A 17,747-nucleotide genomic window follows, 5' to 3' on the forward strand; every position below is an offset into this window, starting at 1 on the left:
CCGCGAGGAGGCCAATGCAGGCCAGCACAATTCCCCTTCCATCACGGCCACTCGAGGATCGTCATGAGCCCCCGCACCCCGAAGAAAACCCGCTCGGTCGCACCATCGCGCATCCGCGAAGGCCTGCCCTTCCCCCTCGGCGCCACCTGGGATGGCCTAGGGGTCAACTTCGCCCTGTTCTCGGCCAACGCCACCAAGGTCGAGCTGTGCCTGTTCGACTCCACAGGCGAGCAGGAAATCGAGCGCATCGAACTCCCCGAGTACACTGATGAGATCTACCACGGCTACCTCCCCGACGCTCACCCCGGCCTGGTCTATGGCTACCGGGTATACGGCCCCTACGAGCCGGAAAACGGCCACCGCTTCAACCCCAACAAACTGCTGATCGACCCGTATGCCAAACAACTGGTCGGCAGCCTGAAATGGTCCGAGGCACTGTTCGGCTACACCATCGGGCACCCCGACGACGACCTGTCGTTCGACGAGCGCGACAGCGCGCCTTTCGTGCCCAAATGCAAGGTCATCGACCCGGCGTTCACCTGGGGCCGCGACCAGCGCGTGCAGATCCCATGGGAGCGCACGATCATCTATGAAGCGCATGCCCGCGGCATCAGCATGCGCCACCCGGCAGTGCCTGAAGAACTGCGTGGCACCTTCGCCGGCTTGGCCAACGACGAGCTGCTCAAGCACATCAAGGACCTTGGCGTGTCGAGCATCGAGCTGCTGCCGATTCACGCCTTCGTCAACGACCAGCACCTGCTGGACAAGGGCCTGAACAACTACTGGGGCTACAACAGCATCGCCTTTTTCGCCCCGCACCCGCGCTACCTGGCCAGCGGCAAGATCGCCGAGTTCAAGGAGATGGTCGCGCACCTGCACGACGCCGGGCTGGAGGTGATCCTGGACGTGGTCTACAACCACACCGCCGAAGGCAACGAACGCGGCCCGACCCTGTCGATGCGCGGCATCGACAACGCCTCGTATTATCGCCTGATGCCGGACGACAAGCGCTACTACATCAACGACTCGGGCACCGGCAACACCCTGGACCTGAGCCACCCCTGCGTGCTGCAGTTGGTCACCGATTCGCTTCGCTACTGGGCCGGCGAAATGCACGTGGACGGCTTTCGCTTCGACCTGGCGACCATCCTTGGCCGTTACCACGATGGCTACAGCGAGCGTCATGGCTTCCTGGTCGCCTGCCGCCAGGACCCGATGCTGAGCCAGGTCAAGCTGATTGCCGAACCGTGGGATTGCGGCCCCGGCGGCTACCAGGTGGGCAACTTTGCCCCGGGCTGGGCGGAATGGAACGACCGCTTCCGCGATACCGCACGCGCTTTCTGGAAAGGCGACGAAGGCCAGCTGGCCGATTTTGCCGCGCGCTTGACCGCCTCGGGCGACATGTTCAACAACCGCGGGCGCCGCCCCTATTCCTCGGTCAACTTCATCACCGCCCACGATGGTTTCACCCTGCGCGATCTGGTGTCCTACAACCACAAGCACAATGAAGACAACGACGAAAACAACCAGGACGGCACCGACAACAACCTGTCCTGGAACTGCGGCGTCGAAGGGCCGACCGACGACCCGGGGATCAATGCCCTGCGCATGCGCCAGATGCGCAACTACTTTGCCACCCTGCTGTTGGCGCAGGGCACGCCAATGATCGTTGCCGGCGACGAGTTCAGCCGCACCCAGCACGGCAACAACAACGCCTACTGCCAGGACAGCGAGATCGGCTGGGTGAACTGGGACCTGGACCAGGAAGGCGAAGAGCTGCTGGCCTTCGTCAAGCGCCTGACGCGTCTGCGCCTGGCCTACCCGGTGCTGCGCCGCTCACGCTTTCTGGTGGGTGACTACAATGAGGCAATTGGGGTCAAGGACGTGACTTGGCTGGCACCCGATGGCAGCGAGATGAGCGTTGAGCAATGGGAAGACCCGCACGGGCGCTGCCTGGGCATGTTGATAGATGGCCGAGCGCAGGTCAGCGGTATCGCCCGGCCAGGTGCCGAGGCCACCGTGCTGCTGATCGTCAATGCCCACCATGACATCGTGCCATTCAAGCTGCCGGCCGTGCCTGAAGGCGATTACTGGAGCTGCCTGGTCGATACCGACCGGCCAGAGTTGCGCAAGGGGCAGCATTTGCAGTTCGACAGTACCTTCGAGGTGAAGGGTCGGTCGATGCTGCTGATGGTGTTGCAGTACGACGAGGAGTGAACAGTGATAGCCCTGGCAGGTCCTACGTTGTAATCGCCACGCCAAACCCGGTGGGAACGGTGTATTGGCCTCCACAGGGTCTGGCGGCGACAGTGAGGCAGGGTTAACTTCAGGAGGAATTGTGAACCTCGAAGCCGGCAGTAATGGTTTCGCCAGCGTCAGCCAGGCCCCGGCCGTGAAACGCCTGCGGGTACTGACGGTGAACACCCACAAGGGCTTCACCGCCTTCAACCGGCGCTTTATCTTGCCGGAGCTGCGCGAGGCCGTGCGCAGCACACAGGCCGACATTGTCTTCCTTCAGGAAGTGCTCGGCAGCCACGATCGCCACGCGGCGCGCTACCCCGGCTGGCCGCAGACCTCGCAGTACGAATTCCTCGCCGACAGCATGTGGAGCGACTTCGCCTATGGTCGCAACGCGGTCTACCCTGACGGCCACCACGGCAATGCGTTGCTGTCCAAATACCCGATCATCGAGCACCGCAACCTTGACGTGTCGATCACCGGCCCCGAACGCCGCGGCCTGCTGCACTGTGTGCTGGAGGTGCCGGGGCAAGGCCAGGTGCATGCGGTCTGCGTGCACCTGTCGTTGCTGGAAAGCCACCGGCAGAAGCAACTGCAGTTGCTGCGTAAACTGCTGGACTCCCTGCCCGGCAACGCCCCGGTGATCATCGCCGGCGACTTCAACGACTGGAAAAGCCACGGCAACCGCACCCTTGGCCTGCAACGTGACTTGCACGAAGCCTTCGAGCGCCACCATGGCCACCTCGCCCGCACCTACCCTGCCCGCCTGCCATTGCTGCGCCTGGACCGCATTTACCTGCGTAACGCCGAAAGCCATGGGCCACGGATTCTGGGGCACAAACCTTGGTCGCACCTGTCAGATCACCTGCCACTGGCGGTAGAAGTGCGGCTTTAGCAATCATTCTTCATAGCCACGGCACGGCAAATAGCGAACCCCGCTATACCCGGAAACTTTACTCAAAAAAACAATGAGTTAAGCGTCACAACGCACATTGAACAGATGATTCACGCTTTCTTGACGCAAGCGGTGACCTCTCCTTAGCTGAACAATACCAAGCTGTAAAAATCTTGAGCCGGGCCTCTAGCTCGCGCCTTCGTGCGCGCTTGCGATTACCGGCGTGCTGGTTTGGGTCGCCCACTGTTTTTGCCGTACAGCTCGTGACAACAGGCCAGGTTCTCGGGCTGCACCACAAAAACAAAGGAGATCCGCCATGAAAAGCACCTCGAACCCCTTGCGCTTCGACAGCATTTTCTACGCGGTTTCCACGTCGCTGCTTCTGGCAACCCCGGTGGAAACGATCGCGTACGAACTGCAGGGTGACCCCACCTCCCCCGGCTTTCTGCAGCAGCCCGTGGCGGCGCAACTGTCGCTCGACCCGCTCAGTGCCGGTGGGTTGAGCCTCGGTACCCTCAATACGTTTTCGCAGCAGATGAGCGAACGCCACCGGCAGGCGGCACCCGACCTGGTTGCCAGTCAGTGGGCGCAGTTCTTCCCCACCAGTGCCCGCAACCGCGCGCTGCCCCCGGCACAACTGGAGGCGCCCAGCCAGCAACTGATGATCGGCCCGGACCTGTTCGTGCGTGAAACGGCAGCGGGCAATGTGCACCGCGCGGGGATTTTCGTGGGGCACAACAACCTGCAAAGCAGCTTCAAGGGCACGCGTCCTTTGCTGGGCGACAAACAGCGCAAAGCGGTGAACCTGAGCGGGGAAAGCCTGGGGGTGTACTGGAGCATGACCCATGAACAGGGTTGGCACCTGGATGCCGTGGCGATGGGATCGCGGATCGACGTGATGGGCCGTGGCGAAAACGGCCAGCGCCTGGACGACAGTGGCCACGCAATGACCTTCTCGGTTGAGGGCGGTTACCCGATCCGCCTGGGGGGCAACTGGGTTATCGAGCCCCAGGCACAGTTGATCAACCAGCAATTCTTCCCTGGCAGCCAGGTGCAGGAGGAGACCTTGCAAGCCTTCGATAGCCAGCCGAGCTGGAGCGGCCGGGTCGGTGCCAAGTTGTCCGGGCGCTACGAAGTGCGCGGCATGCCCATCGAACCCTATGTGCGCACCAACGTGTGGTATGACTTCAGCAATGCCGATGAGGTGAAGCTGGACCAGGTCGACAAGATTTCCAGCTCGCGCTATTCGACCACGGTGGAGTTGGGCTTGGGCCTGGTGGCGCGGGTGACGCCTTCGGTGGCTTTGTTCGTCAGCGCCGATTACAGCAATGATGTGGACGACAATGACCTGAACGGGCTGATCGGCAGCCTTGGGGTGCGGATGCGGTGGTAGGCCGGCCCCTTCGCGGGTAACCCGCTCCTACACACTGATCGGGGGTGCACACGCATCGGTGGCTCGGCACAGGCCGTTGTAGGAGCGGGTTCACCCGCGAAAGGGCCGGGCCTGCCGGCCAATTTCCAAAGCCCATTCACGGTTGCCGCCGCTACCGGATTCGCGGGCAAACCCGCTCCAGGCGAAAGGGCCAGTGCGGTCAACCGGTCAGGCGGGCTTCATGATCAACACCCCCAGCGGCGGCAGGTTCAAGGCCAACGACAATGGCTGCCCATGGCTGGCCACTGCCTCACTGGCCACTGCCCCCAAATTGCCCACGTTCGACCCGGCATACAGCTCGGCATCGCTGTTCAGCAGCTCTTGCCAACGCTCGCCGAACGGCACGCCAATGCGGTAACCCTCACGGGGTACCGGGGTGAAGTTGGCCACCACCAGCACCGGCTCGCCGCTGCTGCTCCAGCGCAGCCAGGCGTACACGCTGTTCTGCGCGTCGTCACCGATCAGCCACTGGAAGCCCTGCGGCTGGCAATCCTGCTCGTGCAGCGCCGGCTCTTCGCGGTACAGGCGGTTGAGGTCGCCCACCAGGCGCTGCACACCCTGGTGCTCAGGATACTGCAGCAGGTACCAGTCCAGTTCGCTGTCGTGGTTCCACTCACGCCACTGGCCGAACTCGCAGCCCATGAACAGCAGCTTCTTGCCCGGGTGCGCCCACATGAAGGTGAGGTAGGCGCGCAGGTTGGCGAACTTCTGCCAGCGGTCGCCGGGCATCTTGTCGATCAGCGAGTGCTTGCCGTGTACCACTTCATCATGGGAGATGGGCAGGATGAAGTGCTCGGAATAGGCATAGATCAGCCCGAAGCTCATCTCGTTGTGGTGGTAGGTGCGGTGCACCGGGTCGTTCTGGATATAGTGCAGGGTGTCGTGCATCCAGCCCATGTTCCACTTGTAGGCAAAACCCAGGCCGCCCTGTTGGGTAGGCTGGCTGACCCCGGGCCAGGCGGTGGACTCTTCGGCGATGATCAGCGCGCCCGGGGCTTCGTGGGCAGCCACGCCGTTGAGGTGGCGGATGAAGTCGATGGCTTCCAGGTTCTCGCGCCCGCCGTGGCGGTTGGGTACCCATTCGCCCGCCTTGCGCGAGTAGTCGCGGTACAGCATCGAGGCCACCGCATCGACGCGCAGGCCGTCGATATGGAAGTGCTTGAGCCAGTGCAGCGCCGAGGCCATCATGAAGCCGCGTACTTCGTTGCGGCCGAGGTTGTAGATCAGCGTGTTCCAGTCCTGGTGGTAGCCTTCCAGTGGGTTGTCGTATTCGTACAGGGCCGTGCCGTCAAAGCGAGCCAGGCCGTGTTCGTCGGTGGGGAAATGCGCTGGCACCCAGTCCAGCAGCACACCAATGCCTCCCTGGTGGCAGGCGTCGATGAACGCGGCGAAATCTTCGGCACTGCCGTAGCGCGAGGTGGGCGCGAACATCGACAGTGGCTGATAGCCCCAGGAGCCGCCGAACGGGTGTTCCATGATCGGCAGCAGTTCGATGTGGGTAAAGCCCAGTTCCTGCACGTAGGGCACCAGCCGCTCGGCCAGTTCGCGCCAATTGTAGAAACGGCCGATTTCCCCCGCTTCGTCCAGCTCGCAGCGCCATGACCCTGGGTGCAGCTCGTAGATCGACAATGGTGCGTTGTAGGCATGGCGCTGGGCGCGCTGCGCCATCCAGTCATGGTCCTGCCAGGCGTGGCTGAGTTCACCGGCAACCTTGGACGCCGTGCTCGGTGGCAGCTCGGTGGCACGGGCCAGCGGGTCGGCCTTCAACGGCAGTATGCCGTCCTTGCCGAGCACTTCGAACTTGTAGGTTTCGCCCACGCCCAGACGCGGAATGAACAGCTCCCAGACCCCGGCGCCGTGGCGCAGGCGCATGGGGTGACGGCGGCCATCCCAGTTGTTGAAATCACCCACCACCGACACCCGCCGGGCATTCGGCGCCCAGACCGAGAAACACACGCCGTCGATGCCATCGACCTGGGTCGGCTGGGCACCGAAGCGCCCGGACAAATCGCGGTGATTGCCTTCCGCGAACAGGTGAAGGTCCATGTCACCCAATTGCGGGCCGAAGCTGTAGGGGTCTTCGGTAACCTGTTCGCCACCGGCCCAGACGATATGAAGCTGGTAGGGCTGTGCCTCATCGAGGTGCGCGCTGAACAACCCGGGCAGGCTGCCCTGCTCCATTTCGGCAAGTACCCGCCCGTCATCCCGGGCCTGGACGCGCACTTTCAGGGCATTGGGCAAAAAGGCGCGGACCACCTGCCCACCTGCGCCATCGCCGTGGGGGCCGAGTACCGCAAAGGGATCGGCGTGCTCGGCGCGGGCCAGGGCGTCGAGGTCCCGTTGCCGAAGGCCACCGTTTTCACGCGTTGTAACGTTCATTCTGACTCTCCCCAGGTACTGATCAGTCCATGCAGACCATGCAAAGGCACGGCCAGCCAGCTCGGACGGTTTTCGGCTTCGTATGTGATCTCGTAGGCGGCTTTTTCCAGGCAGAACAGCTCCAGTGCCGCGCGCTCGCCCTCGGCGTGCTGCCAGGCGTGCGGCATGGCGGCGGTGGCCAGGCCATAGGCTTCGACAAAGGCATGCCGGGACTGGTGCAGGTACTGCCGGGCAACCCGCTGCCGGGCTTGCCGCGCCGGCTCGGAAAGGTCCACCGCAGACGCGCTGCGCAAGATCATCGCAGCAGCATAGTCGAAGGATCGCAGCACGCCGCTGACATCCTTGTAGGGGCTGTGTTTTGCCCGGCGCTCTTCAAGTGGCCGGGCGGGTTCGCCTTCAAAATCGATGAGGTAGGCATCACCCTGCACCACCAACACCTGACCCAGGTGCAGGTCGCCGTGCACACGCATCAGCAGGCCACCCTGAGCCTGCTCGGTCAGCTTGTCGATGTGCTGCGCCAGGCCGTCACGCTGTTGCTGCAGGTCGTCGACCAAGGCCTGGCTATCGCTGTCCAGCGTGTCGCGGTGCTGGGCCAGCAGGTCGAGGGCGTGGATCAGTTCGGTGCTGATCTGTGCACGCCAGCGCTCGCTGTCCTGTGCATCGCTGGGGCGCGGCTGGAAGGCCGGGTCTTCGGTGGGTGCAGCCAGCAGCAGGTGCATCTCTCCCAGGCGCTGGCCAAGCAAGGCCGCAAAGCCGCTGAGTTCGGCCAATGCGTCAGTGTGCGCTTCGCCGTCGTTGCGAACGGGCTCCATCTGGTCGCGGATGGCCCGTTCCAGGGTGTTCTGGGTCCAGCCCCAGGCATCGCCCTGATTACTCAGGTAACCCTGGGCAATCATCAGCAGGTGCGGCACGTGTTGCTCGTCCACCCGGCTGACCCAGGCCAGCAGCGGCGAGATATTGGCAAAGCCGGCGGCGGTCAGGTAAGCGCTCATTTCCAGCTCTGGATGGATACCCGGGTTGACCCGGCGGATCAGCTTGAGCACCACGCGGTCGCCGATGACCACCGAGCTGTTGGACTGCTCGGCACTGAGGTAGCGCACTTCGCTCTCGTCGTCGAGCGCCAGGCCGGCCAGCGGCTCTGTGCATTCGAAGCGCAATTCACCCTCACCGTCGCCACACGGCACGCGCAGGCCATCCTGGCAGGCTTGCATCACCGCGTGAATGAACGGTTCGAGGACGAAGGCGTCTGTGATCAAGCCAACCTGATGGGCACGGCGCACCCGCGACAACGCCAGCTGCTGCGGCAGCGCGGTATGGATCTGTTCCTCACGCAGCAGGCCGAACGGCAACTGGTAGCGGGTGGCCGTGCCGTCGCTGAGGACTTCGATTTCGCTGAGCAACACCGGCGTGGTGGCGGTACCGAAACGCACGCCGTAACACAGGCGCACGGCATCGATCGGCCCTTCCTTGCCGGCGAACCAACGGCGTTTGGGCAGGTACTGCGGCAGGATGGTGCTTTGCAGCGTATCGCTTGCCGGGGCTTGCAGCAGCTCTTCCATGCGCTTGCGCAGTACCAATGTGGTCAATTCGGGTAACCCCTCGGTGGGCTGGATGTGCCAGCTGGGCATGCGATCGCGGCTGGCCAGCAGGAACCAGTAGAAGGCATAAGGTGGCAATGTCAGCAGAAACGGCAGTTGGCCGATTGGCGGGAACGCGCTGCCGCCAAGCATCTCCACCGGTACTTTGTCGGCGTATTGTGACAATTCGAGTTCGGCAGCCTGAGCGGCGCGGGACACGTTGGCCACGCAGAGGATGACCTCGGTATTGCCGTCGGCATCGGTGTACTCGCGGATATAGGCAAGGATGCGCCGGTTGCTGGGCGTAAGGGTGCGCAGGCTGCCGCGGCCAAAGGCCTTCTGCTGCTTGCGCACCGCCAGCATGCGCCGGGTCCAGTTCAGCAGCGAATGCGGGTCGTGGCTTTGCGCCTCGACGTTGACGGTCTGGTAACCGTAGAGCGGGTCCATGATCGGCGGCAGCACCAGGCGCTGCGGGTCAGCGCGGGAAAAACCGCCGTTGCGGTCTGGCGACCACTGCATGGGTGTGCGAACGCCATCGCGGTCCCCCAGATAGATATTGTCGCCCATACCCAGTTCGTCGCCGTAATACAGGGTTGGCGTGCCGGGCATCGACAATAGCAGGCTGGTCAGCAGCTCTATGCGCCGCCGGTCACGCTGCAGCAGGGGCGCCAGGCGCCGGCGAATGCCCAGGTTGATGCGCGCGCGGCGGTCTTCGGCATAGTAGTTCCACAGGTAGTCGCGCTCGCGGTCGGTGACCATTTCCAGGGTCAGTTCATCATGGTTGCGCAGGAAGATCGCCCACTGGCAGTTGGCCGGAATTTCCGGGGTCTGGCGCAGGATGTCGGTGATCGGGAAGCGGTCTTCCATGGCCAGGGCCATGTACATGCGCGGCATCAACGGAAAGTGGAAGGCCATATGGCATTCGTCGCCGTCGCCTTCGCCGAAGTACGGACGCGTGTCTTCAGGCCACTGGTTGGCTTCGGCCAGCAGCATGCGATCGGGGTAGTTGGCGTCGATCTCGGCGCGGATCGCCTTGAGCACGTCGTGGGTTTCGGCGAGGTTTTCGTTGTTGGTGCCGTCGCGTTCGATCAGGTAAGGGATCGCGTCCAGCCGCAGGCCATCTACACCCAGGTCGAGCCAGAAGCGCATGACGCCGATCACCGCCTTGAGCACCTGCGGGTTGTCGAAATTGAGGTCCGGCTGGTGGGAATAGAACCGGTGCCAGAAGTACTGGCCGGCGACCGGGTCCCAGGTCCAGTTGGACTTTTCGGTGTCGAGGAAGATGATGCGCGTACCGTCATACTTCTGGTCATCGTCCGACCACACGTAGAACTCACGCGCCTTGCTGCCGCGCTTGGCGTGGCGGGCGCGCTGGAACCACGGGTGCTGGTCGCTGGTGTGGTTGATGACCAGCTCGGTGATCACCCGCAGGCCGCGCTTGTGGGCCTCGGCGATGAAACGGCGGGCGTCGGCCATGCTGCCGTAGTCGGGGTGCACGCCCTTGTATTCGGCGATGTCGTAGCCGTCGTCACGGCGTGGCGAGGGATAGAACGGCAGCAGCCACAGGGTGTTGACGCCCAGTTCGGCGATGTAGTCGAGCTTGCTGATCAGGCCGGCGAAGTCGCCGATGCCGTCGTTGTTCGAGTCGAAGAACGACTTGATGTGCAGCTGGTAGATGACGGCGTCCTTGTACCACAGCGGGTCGTCGATGAAGGCTGCCGGGCGGGAACGCTTGGCCATGTGCGACTCCTTTCAATTGCATGTTTGCCCCTTCTTGCACCATCGCTGTGGGAGCGGGCGTGCCCGCGAATCAGCCACCGCGGTGCTTGGCACCGGCTCTGCCGGTGTTCGCGGGCGTGCCCGCTCCCACAGGGGAAAAGGCTACAGACCGGTTTTACCCGGCTTTCTCGATGCGCCAGATGCCGAACGGCAGGTGCCAGGGCTCTATGCGCATCCATTGGGTCTTGCCGTACCACGACCAGCGGTGGCCGTTCATCAGGTCTTCACCCTGGGTTTCGGCGTTGTCGTCCAGCCCCAGCTCCCACAGTGGCAACTCGAAATGCGCCTCCTGGGCGTTGTGCGGGTCGAGGCTGATGGCCACCAGGATGTAGTTGTCACGCTCAGGCGTACGCTTGGCGAAATACAGAATGTTGTCGTTCCAGCAATTGAAGAAGGCCACACCCAGGTGGGTTTGCAAGGCACGGTTCTGCCGGCGGATGCGGTTGAGCTGGGCGATCTCGGCAATGATGTTGCCGGGCTGGGTGAAATCACGTGGGCGGATTTCGTACTTCTCCGAATCCAGATATTCCTCCTTGCCCGGCAACGGCGTGCCCTCGCACAGTTCGAAGCCCGAATACATGCCCCACAAGCCTGAGCCCATGGTCGCCAGCGCGGCACGGATAAGGAAACCTGCGCGGCCTGAGGTGTGCAGGAAAAACGGGTTGATATCCGGTGTATTGACGAAGAAGTTGGGCCGGTAGCACTGGCTCCAAGGCGGCTGGTTGAGCTGCTCGAAATATTCGCGCAGCTCCTGCTTGTGGTTGCGCCAGGTGAAATAGGTATAGCTCTGTGCGTAGCCGACCTTGCCCAGGCGCGCCATCATCGCCGGCTTGGTAAAGGCTTCGGCGAGGAAGATGACGTCGGGGTGCTGACTGCGCACATTGCCGATCAGCCATTGCCAGAACGGCAGCGGCTTGGTGTGCGGGTTGTCGACGCGGAAGGTCTTCACGCCCTCCTCGACCCAGCCGACCACCACATCGCGCAGGGCCAGCCACAGCGAGGGCACGGCCTCTGGCGCATAGAAATCGACGTTGACGATGTCCTGGTACTTTTTCGGCGGGTTTTCGGCGTAGCGGATGGTGCCATCCGGACGCCAGCTGAACCAGCCCGGGTGCTCCTTGAGCCAAGGGTGGTCCTGGGAGCACTGGATGGCGAAATCGAGGGCGATTTCCAGGCCGTGTTCCGCCGCCGCCGCCACCAGACGGCGAAAGTCATCGCGGCTGCCCAGTTGCGGGTGAATCGCCTCGTGGCCGCCTTCCGGGCTGCCAATGGCATAAGGGCTGCCCGGGTCGCCCGGCTCGGCCTTGAGGGCGTTGTTGCGGCCCTTGCGATGTTGCATGCCGATGGGGTGGATGGGCGGGAAGTACAGTACGTCGAAGCCCATGTCGCGGATCATCGGCAGCCGTTCGTGCACGTCGTTGAAGGTGCCGTGACGCTGCGGGTCGTCGGTAACCGAGCGCGGGAACAGCTCGTACCAGCTGGCGAACAATGCGGCCGGGCGGTCGACATCAAGGGGGAAATCAGGGCTGCGGGTCAGGTAGCTGCGGTGTTCGGCCTCGCCCATCAGGCGGGCGGTGGTCGGGTCGAGAAACAAGGCCACCTGGTCATCGGTGCTGAGCGTGGGCAGGCGCTGCTGCAAGGCCTCTAGCGCCTCGCGCAGGGCACCGCTGCACAGCTCGATGCCTGTGCCGAGCATCAAACGGCCTTCTTCCAATTCCAGTTTTACCTCGACGCCGGCGTGGTACTTCTTCTCCAGGTCGTGGCAATAGGTGGCAAACGGGTCGATCCAGGCCTCGATACTGAACCGGTGCGGGCCCAGCTCGGTGGGGGTGAATTCGGCCTGCCACAGGTCGTTGCCCGCCGACTGCATCGGCACGCAATGCCAGCGCCTGCTGTGCGCCTGGCGCCAGTTGAGCATCACCGCCAGGCGGTCGTGGCCGTCGCTGTAGGCCTTGGTGCTGACAGCCACTGGCTGGCCGCTGACGGCCTTGGCGGCGAAGCTGCCGGCGTCGAGCACGGGTTGGGTGTCTTCGATCACGATACGCGGCGCCAGCAGCGCCTGGGACAGGCTGATGGCCTGGTCCGGGTGATCGTTCGCCATGGGCACGCTTTCAAAGGGCTCGTTTCGTGACATCGACCTTGCTCCCTCAGGCTGGTGGCGGTAAGGGTTCAGAGCCGGGCACAGGCGGGGGGTTCAAAATAATTGAGCGAACGGCAGCTGCCAGCGGTCAGAGCCTACAGCACCTCTTCACCCACCCACGCGAGGTCAGGCCATGAACATTCCCATTCCACCGGAGACACCCGATCCCAATATCGACGACCCGAGCTTGCCGCCACCCGTACCGGAAGAAGAGCCGGACGAGCTGCCGATCAAGCCGACCGTGCCGCCGACAGTGGGCGACCCGCCGAGCCAGGAGCCACCGGTGAAGGCTTAAGGGTAGACCACGGCACCGGCATGAACAGCTGATCTCCTCTGCTCCATTGAAAGGTTGAGGATAACCGGGTGCTTGGCAAGGTGAAGATCTTGCATTGATCGGGCCGGCCTCTTCGCGGGTAAACCCGCTCCTACCAGCGACCGTGCCGGCCTTGAATGCGGCGCTGTCCCTGGTAGGAGCGGGTTTACCCGCGAAGAGGCCGGCCGCGCCCGCACATCAACCCGCAGATGCAGCCGCAATCTCCGCCACACTGATCTCACGCATGCGGAACTTTTGCACCTTCCCTGTCACCGTCATCGGGTACTCGTCGACAAAACGGATATACCGCGGCACTTTGAAGTGTGCGATGCGTGCCTTGCACCAGCCCTGCAGCTCCTCGGCCGTGGCGCTATGCCCAGGGTGCAGCTTGATCCAGGCGACGATCTCTTCGCCATAGCGGCTGCACGGAATGCCAATCACCTGCGCATCGGCCACCGCCGGGTGGGTGTAGAAAAACTCTTCCAGCTCACGCGGGTAAATGTTCTCGCCGCCGCGAATGATCATGTCCTTGTTGCGCCCGACGATGCGCACATAGCCCTGCTCGTCCATCACCGCCAGGTCACCCGAATGCATCCAGCCGGCCGGGTCGATGGCATCCGCCGTGGCCTGGGGGTTGTCCCAGTAGCCAAGCATCACGCTGTAACCGCGGGTGCACAGTTCGCCAATCTCTCCGCGCGAGACGATGCAGCCATCGGCGTCCAGCAGTTTGTTCTCCAGCTGCGGCTGGGTGCGGCCGACGGTGGTCACGCGCAGTTCCAGATCGTCGTCCGGGCCGGTCTGCAGCGACACCGGGCTGGTTTCGGTCATGCCGTAGGCGATCTGCACTTCTGCCATGTGCATCTGGTCGATGACCCGGCGCATCACCTCGATCGGGCAGGTGGCGCCGGCCATGATGCCGCTGCGCAGGGTCGACAGGTCCATGTGAGCACGCGACGGGTGGTCGAGCATGGCGATGAACATGGTCGGCACACCATAGAGGATGGTGGCGCGCTCTTCGGCCACGGCGCGCAAGGTCAGTTCGGCGTCAAAAGCGTCGCTGGGGTAGATCATAGTACTGCCGTGGGTGATGCAGCCGAGGTTGGCCATGACCATGCCGAAGCAATGGTATAGCGGCACCGGGATCACCATACGGTCGCGGGCCGTCAGGCCAAGGCTTTCACCCACCATGAAACCGTTGTTGAGGATGTTGTAGTGACTGAGCGTGGCACCTTTGGGCGCACCGGTGGTGCCGGAGGTGTACTGGATGTTTACCGGCTGGTCGAATTGCAGGCTTTGCTGACGGGCTGTGCAAGCCTCGACAGACGTTTGCCCTGCCCGCTCGGCCAATGCGTGCCAGGGCAGGAAGCCGGCAGGCGGGTTGGCGGCCAGGCTGATGACGCCACGCAACTCGGGCAGGCATTCACTGGCCAGCTCACCAGGCCGGGTGCTGGCCAGTTCAGGCACCAGCTCCTGCAGCATGGCGTGGTAATCAGACGTCTTGAAGGCTTCAGCGCAGACCAGCCAGCGGCAGCCAGACTGGCGCAACACATATTCCAGCTCACCCACACGGTAGGCCGGGTTGATGTTGACCAGGATGGCGCCGACCTTGGCACTGGCCAGCTGCAAGATGCACCACTGGGCGCAGTTGGGCGACCAGATGCCAACACGATCACCGGTGTTCACGCCCAGAGCAATCAGGGCGCGGGCGTGTATTTCGACCTGTTCGGCCAACTGCCGCCAGCTGTAACGCAGGCCCTGGTGGCGGGACACCAAGGCCTCGCTGTCGGAACAGCGGGCTACGGTGGCATCGAAGGCCTGGCCGATGGTCTGGGTCAGCAAGGGTCGGTCCTGGCGACCGCGGGTATAGCTTGGTTGACTCATGGGTGTCCCTTCTTGTGGTTGTTTTGGGCACGGCTGAAGCAAGCGGGAATACTCTGGCGCAGATTTACGTTTACGTAAAGGTGACGAGTGGATTGACAGTGCCTACTTGCAGGTTTACGTTAACGTAAAGGTGATGAACGACACCCACTTGAGGCGCCACGCCGCCCCCTGTGGGAGCGGGCTTGCCCGCGAATGCGACCGATCAGGTAATGACGGTGACCCTGCTGACGTATTCGCGGGCATGCCCGCTCCCACAGGGGGCGGGGCTGGATCCCAAGCTATGGTGTAACCCAATTTCAAGAACAAGAAGGTGCCCCAGCATGCATTACCCCTCCCTGAACTTCGCCCTGGGCGAAACCATCGACATGCTCCGTGACCAGGTCCGCACTTTCGTCGCCGCCGAACTGGCCCCGCGCGCCGCACAGATCGATCACGACAACCTGTTCCCCGCCGACATGTGGCGCAAGTTCGGTGACATGGGCCTGCTGGGCATCACCGTACCAGAAGAGTACGGCGGCGCTGGCCTGGGCTACCTGGCCCACGTGGTGTCGATGGAAGAAATCAGCCGTGGCTCAGCGTCGGTGGCGCTGTCCTACGGCGCCCACTCCAACCTGTGCGTCAACCAGATCAACCGCAACGGCACCCACGAGCAGAAGCTCAAGTACCTGCCCAAACTGATCAGCGGCGAACACATCGGCGCCTTGGCCATGAGCGAGCCCAATGCCGGCTCCGACGTGGTGTCGATGAAGCTGCGCGCAGAAAAACGCGGCGATCACTACGTGCTCAACGGCAGCAAGACCTGGATCACCAACGGTCCCGACGCCAACACCTACGTGATTTACGCCAAGACCGACCTGGACAAGGGTGCGCACGGCATCACCGCGTTCATCGTCGAGCGAGACTGGAAAGGCTTCAGCCGCAGCAACAAGTTCGACAAGCTGGGCATGCGCGGGTCCAACACCTGCGAGCTGTTCTTCGATGGCGTGGAAGTGCCGGCAGAGAACATTCTGGGCCAGCTCAACGGCGGCGTGCGCGTCCTTATGAGCGGCCTGGACTACGAACGTGTGGTGCTGTCCGGCGGCCCGACCGGCATCATGCAAAGCTGCATGGACCTGGTGGTGCCGTATATCCATGACCGCAAGCAATTCGGCCAGAGCATCGGCGAGTTCCAGCTGATCCAGGGCAAGATTGCCGACATGTACACCCAGCTCAATGCCAGCCGCGCCTACCTGTATGCCGTGGCCCAGGCGTGCGACCGCGGCGAGACCACCCGCAAGGACGCTGCCGGCGTGATCCTGTACACCGCCGAGCGTGCCACGCAAATGGCCCTGGAGGCGATCCAGATTCTTGGCGGCAACGGCTATATCAACGAATTCCCGGCTGGCCGCCTGTTGCGCGACGCCAAGCTGTACGAAATCGGTGCCGGCACCAGCGAAATCCGCCGGATGCTGATCGGCCGCGAACTGTTCAACGAAACCCGCTGAACATAAGGGACGGGCGCACATGGCTACCTTGCACACCCAGATCAACCCGCGTTCGGCAGAATTTGCCATCAACAGCGCGGCCATGCTCGAACAGGTCCAGGCCCTGCGCGGCCTGCTCGCCCAGGTTGCCCAGGGCGGCGGGCCCAAGGCCCAGGAACGGCATACCTCACGTGGCAAACTGCTGCCACGCGAGCGTATCGACCGCCTGCTGGACCCAGGCTCGCCGTTCCTCGAGATCGGCCAGTTGGCCGCCCATGAGGTGTATGGCGAGGACGTGCCGGCTGCGGGCGTGATTGCCGGCATCGGCCGAGTCGAGGGCGTCGAATGCATGATCGTGGCCAACGACGCCACGGTAAAAGGCGGTTCGTACTACCCGCTGACGGTGAAGAAGCACCTGCGTGCACAAACCATCGCCCAGCAGAACCGCCTGCCGTGCATCTATCTGGTGGACTCCGGCGGCGCCAACTTGCCACGCCAGGACGAAGTGTTCCCCGACCGCGAGCACTTCGGGCGCATCTTCTTCAACCAGGCCAACATGAGCGCACAAGGCATCCCGCAGATCGCCGTGGTGATGGGCTCGTGCACCGCTGGCGGCGCGTACGTGCCGGCCATGGCCGACGAAGCGATCATGGTCCGCCAGCAGGCGACCATCTTCCTCGCCGGGCCGCCGCTGGTAAAAGCCGCCACCGGTGAAGTGGTCAGCGCCGAAGACCTCGGCGGCGCCGATGTGCACTGCCGCACCAGTGGCGTCGCCGACCATTATGCCGACAACGACGAACACGCCCTGGCCATCGCGCGACGCAGTGTGGCCAACCTCAACTGGCACAAGCTCGGCAAGCTGCAGCGGTTGGCCCCAGTGGCGCCGCTGTATGCCGCCGACGAGCTGTACGGCGTGGTACCGGCGGATGCCAAGCAGCCGTTCGATGTGCGCGAAGTGATCGCCCGCCTGGTCGATGGCTCGGTGTTCGATGAATTCAAGGCGCTGTTCGGCACCACCCTGGTGTGCGGCTTCGCCCATTTGCACGGCTACCCGGTGGCCATCCTGGCCAACAACGGCATCCTGTTCGCCGAAGCCGCGCAAAAAGGTGCGCATTTCATCGAACTGGCCTGCCAGCGCGGCATCCCGCTGCTGTTCCTGCAGAACATCACCGGTTTCATGGTCGGCAAGAAGTACGAAGAAGGCGGCATCGCCAAGCACGGCGCCAAGCTGGTCACCGCCGTGGCCTGCGCCCAGGTGCCGAAGTTCACGGTGATCATCGGCGGCAGCTTTGGTGCCGGCAACTACGGCATGTGCGGCCGCGCCTACGACCCGCGCTTCCTGTGGATGTGGCCCAACGCGCGGATTGGCGTAATGGGCGCCGAACAGGCCGCCGGCGTGCTGGCCCAGGTCAAGCGTGAGCAAAACGAGCGCAGCGGCCAGCCCTTCAGTGCCGAGGATGAGGCCAGGCTCAAACAACCGATCCTCGACCAATACGAGCATCAGGGCCACCCCTATTATTCCAGCGCCCGGCTGTGGGACGACGGTGTCATCGACCCGGCACAGACCCGCGACGTCCTCGGCCTGGCGCTGTCTGCCGCGCTGAACGCGCCGATCGAACAGAGCCGCTTCGGCATTTTCCGGATGTGACC

Annotated in this window: 10 protein-coding genes; 6 read left to right on the forward strand and 4 right to left on the reverse strand. The window is 63.5% G+C overall.

The annotated features are described in order from the left end of the window. The first annotated feature begins 63 nt into the window (after window positions 1–63). The 3 genes from glgX to ACF8RA_RS02320 all read left to right on the forward strand — a co-directional run bounded on the left by glgX (window position 64) and on the right by ACF8RA_RS02320 (window position 4,526). The gene (gene glgX / locus ACF8RA_RS02310) at window positions 64–2,217 is read left to right on the forward strand and encodes a glycogen debranching protein GlgX (RefSeq protein WP_176682244.1); all 2,154 of its coding nucleotides are present in this window, start codon (window positions 64–66) and stop codon (window positions 2,215–2,217) included. Between the two features lie 121 nt (window positions 2,218–2,338). Continuing rightward, window positions 2,339–3,133: an endonuclease/exonuclease/phosphatase family protein gene (locus ACF8RA_RS02315; protein ID WP_176682243.1), complete on the forward strand. Its 795-nt coding sequence runs from the start codon at window positions 2,339–2,341 to the stop codon at window positions 3,131–3,133. A 316-nt stretch (window positions 3,134–3,449) separates the two neighbouring features. Then, window positions 3,450–4,526: an autotransporter outer membrane beta-barrel domain-containing protein gene (locus tag ACF8RA_RS02320; protein ID WP_176682242.1), complete on the forward strand. Its 1,077-nt coding sequence runs from the start codon at window positions 3,450–3,452 to the stop codon at window positions 4,524–4,526. 207 nt (window positions 4,527–4,733) lie between these two features. Here ACF8RA_RS02320 and glgB read toward each other — a convergent pair whose 3' ends face one another. The 3 genes from glgB to ACF8RA_RS02335 all read right to left on the reverse strand — a co-directional run bounded on the left by glgB (window position 4,734) and on the right by ACF8RA_RS02335 (window position 12,434). Next, window positions 4,734–6,944 carry a 1,4-alpha-glucan branching protein GlgB gene (gene glgB, locus ACF8RA_RS02325; RefSeq protein WP_176682241.1) on the reverse strand — a complete coding sequence of 737 codons (2,211 nt, stop codon included), beginning with the start codon at window positions 6,942–6,944 and terminating at the stop codon, window positions 4,734–4,736. Then, window positions 6,941–10,261 carry a maltose alpha-D-glucosyltransferase gene (gene treS / locus ACF8RA_RS02330; protein ID WP_392518745.1) on the reverse strand — a complete coding sequence of 1,107 codons (3,321 nt, stop codon included), beginning with the start codon at window positions 10,259–10,261 and terminating at the stop codon, window positions 6,941–6,943. The genes glgB and treS overlap by 4 nt, the downstream gene beginning before the upstream one ends. Window positions 10,262–10,415: 154 nt before the next feature. Beyond that, window positions 10,416–12,434: an alpha-1,4-glucan--maltose-1-phosphate maltosyltransferase gene (locus ACF8RA_RS02335; RefSeq protein ID WP_176682239.1), complete on the reverse strand. Its 2,019-nt coding sequence runs from the start codon at window positions 12,432–12,434 to the stop codon at window positions 10,416–10,418. Window positions 12,435–12,573: 139 nt separating this feature from the next. Here ACF8RA_RS02335 and ACF8RA_RS02340 point away from each other — a divergent pair, with 139 nt between their 5' ends. Continuing rightward, a complete protein-coding gene (locus tag ACF8RA_RS02340; protein ID WP_015271006.1) occupies window positions 12,574–12,735 on the forward strand; it encodes a hypothetical protein in 162 nt (53 codons plus the stop codon). Between the two features lie 216 nt (window positions 12,736–12,951). On the opposite strand, the gene ACF8RA_RS02345 is transcribed toward ACF8RA_RS02340, so the two are convergent. Beyond that, complete coding sequence (locus ACF8RA_RS02345) at window positions 12,952–14,634, reverse strand: AMP-binding protein (protein ID WP_392518746.1); 1,683 nt, start codon at window positions 14,632–14,634, stop codon at window positions 12,952–12,954. 320 nt (window positions 14,635–14,954) lie between these two features. Here ACF8RA_RS02345 and ACF8RA_RS02350 point away from each other — a divergent pair, with 320 nt between their 5' ends. Both ACF8RA_RS02350 and ACF8RA_RS02355 read left to right on the forward strand, forming a co-directional pair. Further along, window positions 14,955–16,118: an isovaleryl-CoA dehydrogenase gene (locus ACF8RA_RS02350; RefSeq protein WP_003251317.1), complete on the forward strand. Its 1,164-nt coding sequence runs from the start codon at window positions 14,955–14,957 to the stop codon at window positions 16,116–16,118. Between the two features lie 19 nt (window positions 16,119–16,137). Continuing rightward, complete coding sequence (locus ACF8RA_RS02355) at window positions 16,138–17,745, forward strand: carboxyl transferase domain-containing protein (RefSeq protein ID WP_176682237.1); 1,608 nt, start codon at window positions 16,138–16,140, stop codon at window positions 17,743–17,745. Window positions 17,746–17,747 lie beyond the last annotated feature (2 nt).

Origin of the sequence: Pseudomonas sp. FYR_5 (assembly GCF_043106315.1) — a bacterium.
In the GTDB taxonomy this organism is placed as follows: domain Bacteria; phylum Pseudomonadota; class Gammaproteobacteria; order Pseudomonadales; family Pseudomonadaceae; genus Aquipseudomonas; species Aquipseudomonas putida_Y.